Annotated in this window: 13 protein-coding genes and 3 tRNA genes; 4 read left to right on the top strand and 12 right to left on the bottom strand. The window is 57.5% G+C overall.

All coding sequences use genetic code 11. The features are described from left to right. Positions 1-74: 74 nt before the first annotated feature. The 8 genes from WE862_RS16200 to WE862_RS16165 form a co-directional block, all read right to left on the bottom strand. The gene (locus WE862_RS16200; protein ID WP_042032312.1) at positions 75-779 is read right to left on the bottom strand and encodes an AcvB/VirJ family lysyl-phosphatidylglycerol hydrolase; all 705 of its coding nucleotides are present in this window, start codon (positions 777-779) and stop codon (positions 75-77) included. A gap of 11 nt (positions 780-790) precedes the next feature. Further along, positions 791-3,343, bottom strand: a complete 2,553-nt coding sequence (gene mprF / locus WE862_RS16195; RefSeq protein WP_042032313.1) for a bifunctional lysylphosphatidylglycerol flippase/synthetase MprF — start codon at positions 3,341-3,343, stop codon at positions 791-793. A 289-nt stretch (positions 3,344-3,632) separates the two neighbouring features. Then, positions 3,633-3,812, bottom strand: coding sequence for a hypothetical protein (locus WE862_RS16190; protein ID WP_033115160.1), 180 nt, complete (start codon positions 3,810-3,812; stop codon positions 3,633-3,635). Between the two features lie 54 nt (positions 3,813-3,866). Further along, complete coding sequence (gene rstB / locus WE862_RS16185; RefSeq protein ID WP_042032314.1) at positions 3,867-5,192, bottom strand: two-component system sensor histidine kinase RstB; 1,326 nt, start codon at positions 5,190-5,192, stop codon at positions 3,867-3,869. 21 nt (positions 5,193-5,213) lie between these two features. After that, complete coding sequence (gene rstA, locus WE862_RS16180; protein WP_042032315.1) at positions 5,214-5,927, bottom strand: two-component system response regulator RstA; 714 nt, start codon at positions 5,925-5,927, stop codon at positions 5,214-5,216. Positions 5,928-6,247: 320 nt separating this feature from the next. Further along, positions 6,248-6,323 (bottom strand) — tRNA-His (locus WE862_RS16175). Between the two features lie 41 nt (positions 6,324-6,364). Further along, positions 6,365-6,441, bottom strand: a tRNA-Arg gene (locus WE862_RS16170). 36 nt (positions 6,442-6,477) lie between these two features. Beyond that, positions 6,478-6,554: transfer RNA gene (locus WE862_RS16165), tRNA-Pro, on the bottom strand. 222 nt (positions 6,555-6,776) lie between these two features. Between WE862_RS16165 and folD the strand changes: the two genes are divergently transcribed. Beyond that, positions 6,777-7,631, top strand: coding sequence for a bifunctional methylenetetrahydrofolate dehydrogenase/methenyltetrahydrofolate cyclohydrolase FolD (folD, locus tag WE862_RS16160; protein WP_042032316.1), 855 nt, complete (start codon positions 6,777-6,779; stop codon positions 7,629-7,631). 111 nt (positions 7,632-7,742) lie between these two features. On the opposite strand, the gene cspD is transcribed toward folD, so the two are convergent. Further along, entirely contained in the window at positions 7,743-7,961 is a 219-nt protein-coding gene (cspD, locus tag WE862_RS16155) for a cold shock-like protein CspD (protein ID WP_033115164.1), read from the bottom strand. A 229-nt stretch (positions 7,962-8,190) separates the two neighbouring features. Here cspD and clpS point away from each other — a divergent pair, with 229 nt between their 5' ends. Then, positions 8,191-8,508: an ATP-dependent Clp protease adapter ClpS gene (gene clpS, locus WE862_RS16150; RefSeq protein WP_005337111.1), complete on the top strand. Its 318-nt coding sequence runs from the start codon at positions 8,191-8,193 to the stop codon at positions 8,506-8,508. 59 nt (positions 8,509-8,567) lie between these two features. Beyond that, positions 8,568-10,820 (top strand): ATP-dependent Clp protease ATP-binding subunit ClpA, encoded by a 2,253-nt coding sequence (gene clpA, locus WE862_RS16145; protein ID WP_042032317.1) that lies wholly within the window; start codon positions 8,568-8,570, stop codon positions 10,818-10,820. Between the two features lie 68 nt (positions 10,821-10,888). Here the strand turns inward: clpA and infA are convergent, their stop codons facing one another. From infA to aat, 3 genes are all read right to left on the bottom strand, one after another. After that, positions 10,889-11,107 carry a translation initiation factor IF-1 gene (gene infA / locus WE862_RS16140; RefSeq protein ID WP_005300033.1) on the bottom strand — a complete coding sequence of 73 codons (219 nt, stop codon included), beginning with the start codon at positions 11,105-11,107 and terminating at the stop codon, positions 10,889-10,891. A 68-nt stretch (positions 11,108-11,175) separates the two neighbouring features. After that, positions 11,176-11,892, bottom strand: coding sequence for an arginyltransferase (locus WE862_RS16135; protein WP_042032318.1), 717 nt, complete (start codon positions 11,890-11,892; stop codon positions 11,176-11,178). After that, positions 11,889-12,596 (bottom strand): leucyl/phenylalanyl-tRNA--protein transferase, encoded by a 708-nt coding sequence (gene aat, locus WE862_RS16130; RefSeq protein ID WP_042032319.1) that lies wholly within the window; start codon positions 12,594-12,596, stop codon positions 11,889-11,891. Before aat ends, WE862_RS16135 begins: the two co-directional genes overlap by 4 nt. A 19-nt stretch (positions 12,597-12,615) precedes the next feature. Between aat and WE862_RS16125 the strand changes: the two genes are divergently transcribed. After that, positions 12,616-13,086 carry a glycine zipper 2TM domain-containing protein gene (locus tag WE862_RS16125; RefSeq protein ID WP_042032320.1) on the top strand — a complete coding sequence of 157 codons (471 nt, stop codon included), beginning with the start codon at positions 12,616-12,618 and terminating at the stop codon, positions 13,084-13,086. The last annotated feature ends 46 nt before the right edge of the window (positions 13,087-13,132 follow it).

The raw sequence follows: 13,132 nt of genomic DNA, 5'->3' as shown, positions 1-13,132 counted from the left end.
GCCGTAGTTGACGAGAGCCCGAATACAAAAAGAGAGGGCGACCCTGTGGTCGCCCTCTCTGTTTTCATCGCCGCTCAGGGTGTGGTGAGGGTCATGTGCTTGGTGATGGCCTGATAGAGCACCGGGTAATCATCCTCAAAGTGGTGGCCGCCCGGCAGAGTGACGGTGGTGACGTTGGGTTGGTTGAGACGGGGGCAGAGGCGGTCGTCGTCATCGTCATCGGCACCTTGCAGGCAGACCATCGGCAGATCCCGGATGGTTTTCACCTGCGGCTCGGTCGGATAGCTGCGCGCCTTGTGGGTCAGCATGTCGCTGACGTGGATCTCGAAGTCCGAGCTGGTGGAGGGGGAGAGCATTACGGCCCCGACCAGCCCCTGACGATAGTGCTCCGGCAACCGGTTGATGACGAAGGGGACAATCTCGGCACCAAACGAAAAGCCGACCAGCAGCCAGCGGGGGCGCTGCCAGCGCGCCTGATAATCATCGAGGATCCGCTCCAGATCGGCGGTCACCTGCTCCGGGGTTTTCTTCTTCCAGTAGTAGGTCAGGGAGCTCCAGCCCACGACCGGCATGCCGTGCAGCTGAAACTGGGCGCTCAACCCCTTGTCGAGGGCCGCCCAGCCACCATCGCCGCTGAGAAAGATCACCATGGGGGCGTCGGATGGCTGCTTGACCGGCAGCTCAATCAGGCTCAGGTCATCCTTGACCGGGGCGGCGTGCGCCGCAAAAGATGAAACGGGCAGTACGAGACTGAGTAACAGCAATATCAAGGCTCTCATTGGCCATGCTCCTATTTCTTGATCAGCCCCAGCGGGCCGCGGCTAATCAGGGTGATCAGGTGAGTCAGGGTTCTGGGCAGTACCAGCTTGCTGCTGCAGAGCAGGTAGCGGGGTTCCCAGCGGGGCGAAAATTTCTCCTTGTAGCGTCTGAGCCCCTGAAAGTTGTAAAAACGGCTGCCACGCACAAACAGGGTATTGCCAAGACGGGCCCAGTAGCTGTTGAGCGGGTGATCGTTGAAGCCGGACATGGGGGCCATCCCCAGATTGAAGCTGGTGTACCCTTGCGCCTTGCCCCACAGCAGCAGCTCGACAAAGAGAAAATCCATTATGGGGGCGGTGCCGGTATCCAGGCTGTAGCGCATCAGATCGATGGAGAGCATCTCCTTGTTATCGCTCACCCAGAGGTTGGCAAAGCCGACGATCTGCCCCTCGTGCCAGACCAGCGCAGCCGGGCTCAAGGTCAGGTAGTCAGGCTCGAAGCGGCCGACCGAGAAGCCCTTCTCCTTGCCCATCTTGCTCTGCAGCCAGGTATCGGAGACGGTCTGCAATCTGGGCAGCAGGGGGGCTATGGCGCTTGCCTCGACCACCTCGAAGGTCAACCCTTCCCGTTTGCCCTTGGCGTGGCTCTGACGCAGGTTGCGCAGCCGGCTGCCCGCCAGATCGAAGGTAGCCAGATCGACCATCGCCTCTTCACCAAGCTTGAAGGGGATCAGCCCCAACTCCAGATAGAGCGGCAGATAACGGGCCGAGACCTGATAAAAGACCGGATTGGCGTCGTGCTCATCGCACCGCTCGCGAAATTGCCAGAGCAGCTCTTCGATCTGCTCGGGGCGACCGACGGGATCCCCCATCACAATCCAGCTGTTGCCCTCGATGCCATACATCAGGAAGGCGTCGCCGGCGGGGTGGAACAGCAGGGACTTGTCCTGCAACTGGGCCAGATAGCCGTGGATCCCCCCTTCGCGCACCACCAGCTCGTGGGCGCGCGCCAGCGTCTCCTTGTCCGGCTTTTCACCGACTACGCGCAGCGGTGCAAGCAGCTGGGCAACCCCGGCAACGGCCAGCACGGCCACCACGCTCCCCATGGCGCGCAGGCCGCGGGCAGCCCCGCCGTGGGGCGAGAAGTGGAACCAGAGGGCGTGGTCATACTCCACCTGACGGTAGGAGAAGAGCAGCAGCCACAGGGCTCCCAGCAGCACGGCGCCGACTGAAATGAGCCAGCCCGGGGTGTACTGGGGATAGAGCAGCGACCCCTTGCGATAGAAGAGAGAGCGGCAGGGGGTCATGATGAGCAGGAAGCTGCCGAGCAGCAGGGCTGACTCCCAGTCACCCCCCTTGAGCAGGGAGAAGGCGATCCCCAGTGCCAGCAGCAGCTGGGTGATGCGAAACGCGGCGTCGTGACGGCGATAGAGGCTGCGCGCCAGCAGGATCAGGAGGATACCGCTCACGCTGCCGAGCACGTGGGAGAGCTCCAGCAGGTGGAGCGGCAGCACCTGCAGCCACACCTCGATGTGGCTGCGCATGGTCGGGATCATGCCCGAGCAGAGCAGCAGGCTGCCGGCGGCGAAGGTACCGACGCTGATAAGGGCTGGCAGAAACTCCTGAATGGCGCTCATGATCCCCTGCAACCGCTGCCAGCGAGCCTTCTGTTGCAACATCTCCTGACTGGTAAAGAGCAGCAGGGCGCAGAGGAAAGGCAGCACGTAATAGATACAGCGGTAGAGCAGCAGCGAGGCGAGCAGCTTGTCGGCCGGCAGGTAGTGGGCCAGCAGCAGGCTCATGCTCGCTTCGAACACCCCGATCCCGCCCGGCACGTGGGCCAGCACCCCGAGGAAGCTGGCCAGCACGAAGGCACTGAGCAGCACGGGGTAGGGGACACTATCGGCGGGTAACAGCACAAACAGCACGGCGGCGGCGGCCATCCAGTCCGCCAGTGCGACCAGCAGCTGCAGCAGGCGTACCTTTATCCCGGGCAGGATCAGGCTGTGTTCGCGCCAGGAGAAGCTGGGACGGGGCCAGAGCAGATAGCACAGCACCAAGAGCAGGGCGCCGGCGCCGGCCAGATGGAGCAGGCTGTATATCCAGCTTGGCCAGTCGGGTAGCAGCTGGGCCGCCGTGCTGCCGAACAGCAAGGCACTGCCGCCCCAGCCGAGCAGCCCGAGGAAGAAGGTGATGGAGCAGAAGAGTACCACCCGTGCCACCTCGCCGGTCGCCAGCCCGAGGGCGGAGTAGATCCGGTAGCGCACCGAGGCACCCGTCAGCAGGGCGAAGCCCAGGGTGTTGGAGAAGGTGTAGGCGATAAAGGAGGTAACACCCACCTGCTGCCAGGGGAGCCGTTTGCCCAGCGCGTGCAGCGCCAGCATGTCATAGCCGCAGAGCAGGCCATAACTGAGCAGGGTCAGCAGCAGGGCGCCAGCCAGAGTGGGCAGCGGTTGTGACCAGATGGCGATACGAATATCGTGCCAGTGCCATGAATGGGTCAGATGATAGAGTACGGTCAGTGCTGCGCCCAGCAGCAGCAAGCTGCAGAGCGGGCCTAGCCATTTAATGAGATGACGCCACATTCCATGTTCCTATTGTCAGTTCAAACGATGAGCGTTGATGAGGTTACGGTAATGGGTTGGATGATGCGCGATAGCCTGAATAATGTGCGGCAGTGTCATGAGGTTATTACGATAGTCGGCATGATGGAACAGCAATGATCTTGTCATGTGGAACCTGCTTGGCAGAGGCAGTTTTCATCATGACCAGATGAAAAGGGAGGCGACCAGCCTCCCTTTTATCTCTCCGCTCTACTCTTGCTCTGTTATGTACAGATTGACGGTCTGGTCGTCACTCAAGGGTCAGAGGCGATTACTTGGTTTTCGGCGCGACTTTGACGGACGGTGCTTTGTGCGCAGTTTTATGGTGCTTTTTCACCACCTTGGTCTGGGTCGCTTGCGGAGCGGCAGTTTTGGTCGGGGTGGCAGCCATGGTGAAACCGGAAGTCAGGGCGAAAACGGCGGCCAGAGTCAGGGGAATGATTTTTTTCATGGTCAATTTCCTTATTCGGATTGGTGGTATGGAGCATTTCTCCATGGCTTCATCCTATGACGCTGACCGCGGTACTTCAGTGAGCACTTGGTGACGGTTTGTATCCAAATGTACAGGGAGGGTGAGGCAGAAGCGGGCCCCCTTGCCGGTGGGAAGCAATGCCACATCACCGCCGTGGTGGAGCGCTATGCTGCGCACAATGGCAAGTCCCAGCCCGGTGCCGCCGGTACGGCGATCCCGACTCTGATCAAGACGCACGAACGGCTCGAAGATCTGGTGCGCCAGTGCGGGGTCGATACCCGGCCCGTCGTCGCTCACCTCCAGCAGATAGTTCTCCTGCAGCCGCGAGATGGAGAGGGTAACCTCGCTTTCGGCGTAGCGCAGGGCGTTGCCGATAAGGTTCTCGACGGCGCGAGTCAGCAGACGATGATCGCCGCACCAGGGCATCTTGATGGGAGGCAGCGCGAGGGTCAGGTGTTTCTCCGGCCGCAGTGCCTGCCAGTCGCCGAGGTGATGCTCTGCCCAGCTGCCCAGTTCCAGCTTATCCCGCTGCAGCGGCAGCTCGGGTCGATCCAGCTTGGCGTAGGTCAGCATCTCTTCGATAAGGGAGTCCAGTGCCCCCAGATCCCGCTCCAGTGCCTGCTGCTCTTCTGCTGCAGGGGCAGGGTCGAGCATGGCAAGCCGATAACGCAATCTGACCAGCGGGGTACGCAGCTCATGGGCGATGGCATCTGTCAGCTGCTTGCGACTGGTGAGCATGGCTTGCAGCTGGGCTGTCATCTGGTCGAAGGTACGTCCCACCCGGGCCAGACTGCTGCCCGGCGGCAGGTTGGTTCGGCAGGAGAGATCGCCATCGCCTACCCGGCGCGCCGTCTGCTCCAGTTGCAGCAAGCCGCGCCAGTGGGGACGCAGCCAGAGCAGGATGGGCAGCCCGAGGGAGAGGCCAATGACCAGCAGTAGCCCCACGTCGACCCAGTGCAGTTCGTGCAGGTAGGAGAGATAGGGCACCGGGCCAACGATAAGCACCTGATCGGTATCGGGGATCCGTTGCAGGAAGGTGTCATCCTCCTCGACGATGACAATATTGCCGGCGGCAAGAAATGCCTGATCCTCGCTGGCAAGGGGCTGATGGGCCAGCTCGCCAACCTTGAGGGGGAGGGTGAACTGGCTGCTCTGCTCGGCCAGCCGATCTGGCCAGCGCTCGGGCGAAATTCTGGCCAGCTCGTCGGTCAGCAGGCCAAGGGATCCCTGCATCATCCGTTCAAGATAACGGTCGCCGGCTCGCTCGGCGGTGACCTGATAGACCACGCCAACCAGCAGAATCGCCAGAGTGAAACAGCCGATCAGCAACAGATAGAACTGGATAAACAGACGGCGCATGGTTGTGCTCCCTGATTAAGGCTATTCCCAGGCGTGAGGGACGAAAAGGTAGCCCTTCTGGCGCACCGTCTTGATCCGGGTCGGGTTGTCGGGGTTATCGCCCAGTTTGCGGCGCAGGCGGGAGATGGCCACATCCATGCTGCGATCCTGACCGTCATACTCTCGGCCGCGCAGGCTGCGGAACAGGGCTTCCCGCCCCAGGATCTGGCCGGCGTGGCTGGCAAGCTCCCATAACAGATCAAAGTCGGCAGTCGAGAGGGCAATGCTCTCGCCATCGAGGCGAACATCCCGCCCCGGCCCATCGACCAGCAGACGGCCAAATTGCAACTGCTGCGGCACACTGCCGGCGGCGGCGATCGGTTGCGCGGCAGTTTGCTGATGCTGGCGGAACTGCACCCGCAATCTGGCCAGCAGCACGGGGGGAGGCGTGGTTTTAAGGATGTAGTCGTTGGCACCCAGCTCCAGGCTCAGGATCTGGTTCATGTCGCTATCCAGCGAAGTGAGCATCACGATGGGGCCATCAAAGCGTGGCCGCAGATCCCGGCAGAGGGACATACCATCCTGTCCCGGCAGCATGATATCGAGCAGCACCAGATCCGGTTGTTCGGCTTCGACCCGGGCAAGTGCCATATCGCCTCTGGGTTCGAGGATCACTTCCATATCGTGGCGGCCGAGCCAGCTGCTGATGAGCTGGCCAATCTCGGGATCATCTTCAACAAAAAGAATGCGTTGCATAGAAAAGCTCCAACCGGAAGCAGGAGAAAAGAGGAGCTGTCAGCATATCAACGCCACCCGGGAAATACAGAAAAAGAACGAGGGAGGGTTATATGGGACGCGCGATGAATAAGAGTGATAGCCGGGGTGGCGGAGCAATGATGAGGCTCTGGGCCATTAGCATTTCAGCCACTCAGGGCGCAGTGCGATGAGACATGCGGGGATATAAACGAAGAAAATGGCGGGGTAGAAACAAAAAAACCGGCCTAGGCCGGTTTTTTGACAAGCCAGAAGGCTTGTATCTTGCCGTATTGGCAGCGTTGTGCCAAACGACGGAATAATGGGGTGGCTGATGGGGCTCGAACCCACGACAACCGGAATCACAATCCGGGACTCTACCAACTGAGCTACAGCCACCACTGAAAACTGCATTGATCCGTCAACGAATTGAGAATCAATGGCGCGCCCTGCAGGATTCGAACCTGCGACCCACGGCTTAGAAGGCCGTTGCTCTATCCGACTGAGCTAAGGGCGCTTTTCTCGACCCGCCTGAGTGGCAAATCGATAAACTTGGTCGGTGATAAAGGATTCGAACCTTTGACCCTCTGGTCCCAAACCAGATGCGCTACCGGACTGCGCTAATCACCGAAATTGTTGCTTTCAACGTGCCAGCATAACGACATGAGCCGTACTGGGCAACGGGGCGGCATCATAACCAAGCAAAAGAGCCAGCGTCAACGACTTTTTCCCCCAGTAAATTCAAGTGCCTACTTATTGCCCGTTGCAGGCCAGACCTCTCTTGGACGCTAACATCCCGGCTAAAAAAATGCGACAATGCGCGGCAGTTGAACACATGGTGAGTGGAGAACGATGTCTGCCAAAATCATAGATGGAAAACAGGTTGCGCAAACGATTCGCAGCCAGGTCGCTGCACAGGTCCAACAGCGGTTGGCAGCAGGGAAACGGGCTCCAGGGCTGGCGGTCATTCTGGTGGGGGCAGATCCTGCCTCTCAGGTTTATGTCGGCAGCAAGCGTCGGGCTTGTGAAGAGGTCGGTTTTCACTCTCGCTCATATGACCTGAGTGCTACTGCAAGTCAGGATGAGTTGCTGGCGTTGATCGATCAGCTGAATGATGATCCAACTGTTGACGGGATCCTCGTTCAGTTGCCGTTGCCGGATCACTTCGATACCACTCTGGTGCTGGAGCGGATCCTCCCTGACAAGGACGTGGACGGTTTTCATCCGTACAACGTGGGCCGTCTTGCACAGCGCATTCCTGCACTGCGTCCCTGCACCCCGAAAGGGATCATGACGCTGATTGAAACCACCGGTATTAAAACCCATGGTTTGCACGCCGTTGTGGTCGGCGCTTCCAACATCGTCGGGCGCCCCATGACCCTCGAATTGCTGCTGGCGGGCTGCACGACCACGACCTGTCACCGTTTTACCCGGGATCTGGAGGATCAGGTTCGCCGCGCAGATTTGCTGGTAGTGGCGGTCGGCAAACCCAATTTTATTCCCGGAGAGTGGATCAAACCGGGGGCGCTGGTTATCGATGTGGGCATCAACCGTCTGGCGGATGGTTCGCTGGTTGGGGACGTGGAGTTTGAAACAGCGCGCAGCCATGCCTCATTCATCACCCCGGTTCCCGGTGGTGTTGGCCCCATGACGGTGGCCAGTCTGATGGAAAATACCCTGATAGCCTGCAACGAGTACCATGACTAAAGCGTGACAATGGTGCGTGCGTGGCTAATGCCAGGCGAGTCACATAAATGAAAATAAAAAACCGGTTGCTCAGAGAGGAACCGGTTTTTTATTTATCCAACGGGTTTTCGTTTATATATTTTGTGCTTCGTTCGGCACAATGACGGAGGCGTGATTTCCTTTCGGCCCCTGTTGCAGTTCAAAGTGGACAGCCTGACCCGCTTTCAGGGTCTTGTAGCCCTCCATTTGAATGGTGGAGTAGTGAGCAAAGATATCTTCACCACCCCCTTCCGGACAGATAAACCCAAATCCTTTTGCGTTGTTAAACCACTTAACTGTGCCGGTTGCCATACTTCTACATCCTTTTATTGATTACCCAGAAGTCGTTGAGTAACCTGCGCCAGCCCATTATAACTAGGGACATGAGCCCATAGCAGACGGGCACAGATTAGCAAGTAACCAATCTAGTCTAACTTTTGAGCGAGTCAAGGAGTTGTTAACAACTGATGTGATCTGGTTAACAAGTCTATTGACAAGCTTGTGTGAGACGGTAGTAATCTAGAGGTACCAAAGCGCGATTATGAGCAAGCAGAAAGAACTCTTTGCTAATGAAGAGATTGCAGAAGCAGAGAAAACAAAGCTGCAGCCGCCACCCATGTATAAAGTTGTGCTGAACAACGATGACTACACCCCGATGGAGTTCGTGGTGGAGGTGCTGCAAAAGTTCTTTGGTATGGATTTGGACAAGGCGACTCAGGTCATGCTGAGTGTGCATTATAGTGGTAAGGGTGTCTGCGGCATGTTTACCGCAGAGATCGCCGAAACCAAGGTTGTCCAGGTCAACACCTATGCACGTAACAACGAACATCCACTGCTATGCACTATGGAAAAGGCTTGAATCTGATGACTTGATGGCGAGTGTGACACCACATTGTAGCTGTACTAGGGGAGGTGCCTATGTTGAATAAAGATCTGGAAAAGACGCTGAACGAGGCTTTCAAACAGGCTCGTGACGAGCGCCACGAATTCATGACTGTCGAGCACCTGTTGTTAGCCCTTCTGGATAACAGCTCAGCCCATGAGGCGCTGAGCTCCTGTGGTGCCGATGTCGAGCAGATGCGCAAGGAGATCCGCGCATTCATCACTCAAACAACCCCGCTTATTCCGCGCGATGACGAAGATCGGGAAACCCAGCCGACCTTGGGCTTCCAGCGCGTACTGCAACGTGCCGTCTTCCATGTGCAATCTTCCGGCAATACCGAAGTCAGTGGTGCCAACGTACTGGTCGCCATCTTCAGCGAGCAGGAGTCTCAGGCCGCTTACTTCCTGAAAAAAGCCGAGATCAGCCGCCTCGATGTGGTGAATTTCCTCTCCCACGGGGTGCGCAAAGACAGCAAACCGGATGTCAGCAATAACAATCCAGAATCTGATGATGATGTCTCTGCCGCCCAGATCGAGAGCTTTGCCACCAACCTGAACCAGCTGGTGCTTGAAGGGCGTATCGATCCGCTGATCGGCCGTGATCAGGAGCTCAATCGTACCATCCAGGTTCTCTGCCGCCGCCGCAAGAACAATCCGCTGCTGGTGGGGGAAGCGGGGGTGGGCAAGACTGCGATTGCGGAAGGTCTGGCTTACCGTATCGTCAAGGGCGATGTGCCCGAGGTGATTGCCGGTAGCACCATCTACTCGCTGGATATGGGGTCTCTGCTGGCAGGAACCAAATACCGCGGCGATTTCGAGAAACGCCTCAAGGTATTGCTCAAGCAGATTGAGCGTCAGGAAGGGGCCATCCTCTTTATCGACGAGATCCACACTATCATCGGTGCAGGTGCTGCGTCAGGTGGCCAGCTGGATGCCGCAAACCTTATTAAACCGCTGCTCTCCAATGGTTTGCTCCGTTGTGTTGGCTCTACTACTTATCAGGAATATGCCCAGATCTTCGAAAAAGACCGCGCCTTGGCTCGTCGTTTCCAGAAGATCGATATCACCGAGCCGACCGTGGATGACACTACCCGTATCTTGATGGGCCTCAAGAGCCGCTATGAGGCTCACCATGGGGTGCGTTATACCGCCAAGGCGATTCGTGCAGCGGCAGAGCTGTCCGCCAAGTACATCAACGATCGTCACTTGCCGGACAAGGCAATTGATGTGATCGATGAGGCGGGGGCTGGCCAGCGGTTGCTGCCGGCGAGCAAGCGCAAGAAAGTGATCAACGTGCAGGAGATTGAAGCGATCGTCGCCAAGATCGCCCGTATTCCGGAAAAATCAGTCTCCTCTTCGGATAAAGAGGTACTGAAGAACCTGGAGCGTAATCTCAAGATGGTGGTCTTTGGTCAGGACAAAGCCATCGAGGTGCTGACCGATGCCATTCGCCTCTCGCGCTCAGGTTTGGGTAACGAGCGTCGCCCGGTAGGTTGCTTCCTCTTCGCCGGCCCAACCGGGGTGGGCAAGACCGAGGTTACTCAACAGCTTGGTAAGGCGCTGGGTGTGGAGATGCTGCGCTTTGACATGTCCGAGTATATGGAGCGTCACACCGTCTCCCGTCTGATTGGTGCGCCTCCCGGATATGTTGGTTTTGAGCAGGGTGGTTTGCTGACCGATGCGGTAATCAAGCATCCTCATTCCGTCGTGTTGCTTGACGAAATTGAGAAGGCGCACCCGGATGTCTTCAACCTGCTGTTGCAGGTGATGGACAACGGTACCTTGACTGACAACAACGGGCGCAAGGCGGATTTTCGCAATGTCATTCTGGTGATGACCACCAACGCCGGTGTGCAGGAGACCCAGCGCAAGTCGATTGGCTTCCAGCAGCAGGATCTGAGCCACGATGCCATGGCGGTGATCAACAAGACCTTCAGCCCGGAGTTTCGTAACCGGCTTGATCACACCATCTGGTTCAACCATCTCGACATAACAGTGATCCACCAGGTGGTCGACAAGTTCATCGTTGAGTTGCAGGTGCAGCTGGATGCGAAAGGGGTATCTCTGGAAGTATCCGAGCGTGCCCGTCACTGGTTGGCCGAGAAGGGGTATGACAGAGCCATGGGGGCCAGACCTATGGGTCGGGTCATTCAGGAGCACCTCAAGAAACCGTTGGCTAACGAGATCCTGTTCGGCTCACTGGTTGATGGGGGAATTGTGAAGGTTGAGTTGGTAAATGACAGCCTCAGCTTTGATTTTCAGGTCAATGTTGAAGCTGTTTCCCACTAAGTAACCGTAATTAGAAAACGACAAAAAACCCCAACCGAAAGGTTGGGGTTTTTTGCTGAATTCCTGGCTTAGCGAGAGCGGAAAACAATACGTCCCTTGGAGAGATCGTAGGGAGTCAGTGCTACCGTTACTTTGTCTCCAGTCAGGATACGAATGTAGTTTTTGCGCATCTTGCCGGAAATATGAGCGATAACCACGTGACCATTCTCCAGTTCCACACGGAACATGGTATTGGGCAGGGTTTCGAGAATAGTGCCCTGCATCTCAATACTGTCTTCTTTAGCCATTGAATCCTCTTGATAAGCCACAACAAAAAACCGCTGGATCATGCCGGATTTAAGGCTATGTGTAAAGTTTACTCGGGCTTGCCGTCGATTTTTTTCCATTCTCCATGAATGAGCACCTCGTGAGGGAGGTAATTGCGCTTGTAATTCATCTTGCGGCACGCCTCAACAAGATAGCCGAGATAGAGCCAGCTTCGTCCGGTACGCCTGGCCAGATCAAGCTGACTCAGAATGGCAAAGGTGCCGAGCGAGCGGTCGGCATAATCGGGGTCGAAGAAGGTATACATGGCGCTGAGTGAGTGGGGCAGCAAATCTGTAGTGGCTACGCCAATAAGGCGACCCTCCTTTCTCATTTCCAGATAGAGGGGTGGCATCCAGTCGCAATGGAGAAAACCGCGGTACTGTTTGCGGTTGGGGGGATACATGCTGCCATCTTGATGGCGTTCGCTGATGTAGCGTTCATAAAGCTGGTAATACTCGGGCTTGTCATCGTAGCTCAGGACGATGTCGATATCCCTGTTGAGCTGGCGGATGCGTTTTTGTCCCCGGCTGGGTCTGAAGTGCTCGCTGTGAATGCGTAGGGATTGACAGGCATGACAGGCGGGGCAGTGGGGACGATAGATGTCGTTGCCACTGCGGCGAAATCCGGCGGTCAGCAGGCGTTCGTAACCGTGGGCGTTGAGCAGGTTGTGATCCATCAGAACCAGCAACTGCTCCTGCTCATGATCCAGATAACTGCAGGGATGCTTGGGGGTTAGCCCAACCTTGAGGATCACTTCTTCGGTCATAAGCGGATCTCTCCCTCTTGCCAGCATGAATCCAATAGCGATTGGCGGCTCAGTTGCGCCAGTTCGGCCAGAAAGCGCGCTCTTGGCCACTCCTCAATGCCCAGTGTGGCCAGAAACGGATTCTGCATCTGGCAGTCGACAAGGGCGCCTCCGTGCCGGGCAAAGTGGCGACAGAGTGCCACCATGGCCAGCTTGGCACCGTTATCGATATGGCTGAACATGGACTCGCCACAGAACAACCGGCCAATCGACAGACCGTAAAGGCCCGCTTGCAGTTTTCCCTCTTGCCAGATCTCGACCGAATGAGCGTGGCCCAGACGGTGCAGCCGTTGGTAGGCTTCGATCATGGGTTGACTGATCCAGGTGCCATCGGCTGTGCGACGAGGCGCGGCGCAGGCATTGATTACCTCATTAAAGGCGCGATTGACGGAAATATCGAATGGGGTGCGGCGGATAATCTTCTGCAAGGTGCGCCCAACATGCAGCTCATCAGGGCGGATCACACCGCGCGGATCCGGTGACCACCACAGGGTCGGCTGGTGTGGTTCGTTCCACGGGAAGATCCCCTTGTGGTAAGCTGCCAGCAATCTGGCAGGGGAGAGATCCCCGCCGATCGCCAGCAGACCGTTGGGCTCTTCCAGGGCATGCGAGGGGTCGGGAAACCAGCAGAGCTCATCATCCAGTTGAGTGAGATAGCGAGACATAAGGCAACGAGGTTCGTAGATGAAGGCCATTATCCTGATAGTATCCAGCTTGCTCTGCTTTGTCACTGCGCCCGTCGGGGCCGAGGTTTACCAGCGCAACACGGCTCGCCCGGTCAATCAGGTGGTGTTTGGCCAGGTCGAAACGGTGCGCAATATTACCCAGCGCCAGATCCTGGAGTCGGAGCGTTCCGGCTGGAAAACCCTCGGCGGTGCAGTACTGGGCGGCTTGCTTGGCAACCAGTTTGGTGGCGGCCATGGCCGTGAAATTGCCACTGCTGTCGGGGCGCTGGCCGGGGCCGCTGCGGCGCAGCAGTATCAGTCAGGTGACACGGTAGTGGAGAACAAACTGGTCGAGCTGCTTATTCGCAACGAGCAGAACGGGCTGGTCAATGTGATCCAGGATTATGATCCCGCCATGGTCTTCAGTAGCGGCGATAAAGTACGCATTCTCTATTTTGATGACGGCGTGCGAGTCGACAAGACGTTTTAAGCCGGTTGATATCAAAAGGTGTCGAGAGGGGAGATAACCCGCAGAC

The organism is Aeromonas jandaei (assembly GCF_037890695.1).
GTDB classification, from domain to species: Bacteria; Pseudomonadota; Gammaproteobacteria; order Enterobacterales; family Aeromonadaceae; genus Aeromonas; species Aeromonas jandaei.
Note: the sequence above shows the minus strand (reverse complement) of the source record. Positions and strands in the feature narration are given on the sequence as shown.

What these genes read in the sequence shown, in the direction of transcription:
- clpS (WP_005337111.1), top strand. Translation starts at nt 8,191, where the DNA reads ATGAGCAAGCAGAAAGAACTCTTTGCTAATGAAGAGATTGCAGAAGCA.
- WE862_RS16200 (WP_042032312.1), bottom strand. Translation starts at nt 779, where the DNA reads ATGAGAGCCTTGATATTGCTGTTACTCAGTCTCGTACTGCCCGTTTCA.
- rstB (WP_042032314.1), bottom strand. Translation starts at nt 5,192, where the DNA reads ATGCGCCGTCTGTTTATCCAGTTCTATCTGTTGCTGATCGGCTGTTTC.
- clpA (WP_042032317.1), top strand. Translation starts at nt 8,568, where the DNA reads ATGTTGAATAAAGATCTGGAAAAGACGCTGAACGAGGCTTTCAAACAG.
- mprF (WP_042032313.1), bottom strand. Translation starts at nt 3,343, where the DNA reads ATGTGGCGTCATCTCATTAAATGGCTAGGCCCGCTCTGCAGCTTGCTG.
- folD (WP_042032316.1), top strand. Translation starts at nt 6,777, where the DNA reads ATGTCTGCCAAAATCATAGATGGAAAACAGGTTGCGCAAACGATTCGC.
- WE862_RS16125 (WP_042032320.1), top strand. Translation starts at nt 12,616, where the DNA reads ATGAAGGCCATTATCCTGATAGTATCCAGCTTGCTCTGCTTTGTCACT.
- WE862_RS16135 (WP_042032318.1), bottom strand. Translation starts at nt 11,892, where the DNA reads ATGACCGAAGAAGTGATCCTCAAGGTTGGGCTAACCCCCAAGCATCCC.
- infA (WP_005300033.1), bottom strand. Translation starts at nt 11,107, where the DNA reads ATGGCTAAAGAAGACAGTATTGAGATGCAGGGCACTATTCTCGAAACC.
- rstA (WP_042032315.1), bottom strand. Translation starts at nt 5,927, where the DNA reads ATGCAACGCATTCTTTTTGTTGAAGATGATCCCGAGATTGGCCAGCTC.
- aat (WP_042032319.1), bottom strand. Translation starts at nt 12,596, where the DNA reads ATGTCTCGCTATCTCACTCAACTGGATGATGAGCTCTGCTGGTTTCCC.
- WE862_RS16190 (WP_033115160.1), bottom strand. Translation starts at nt 3,812, where the DNA reads ATGAAAAAAATCATTCCCCTGACTCTGGCCGCCGTTTTCGCCCTGACT.
- cspD (WP_033115164.1), bottom strand. Translation starts at nt 7,961, where the DNA reads ATGGCAACCGGCACAGTTAAGTGGTTTAACAACGCAAAAGGATTTGGG.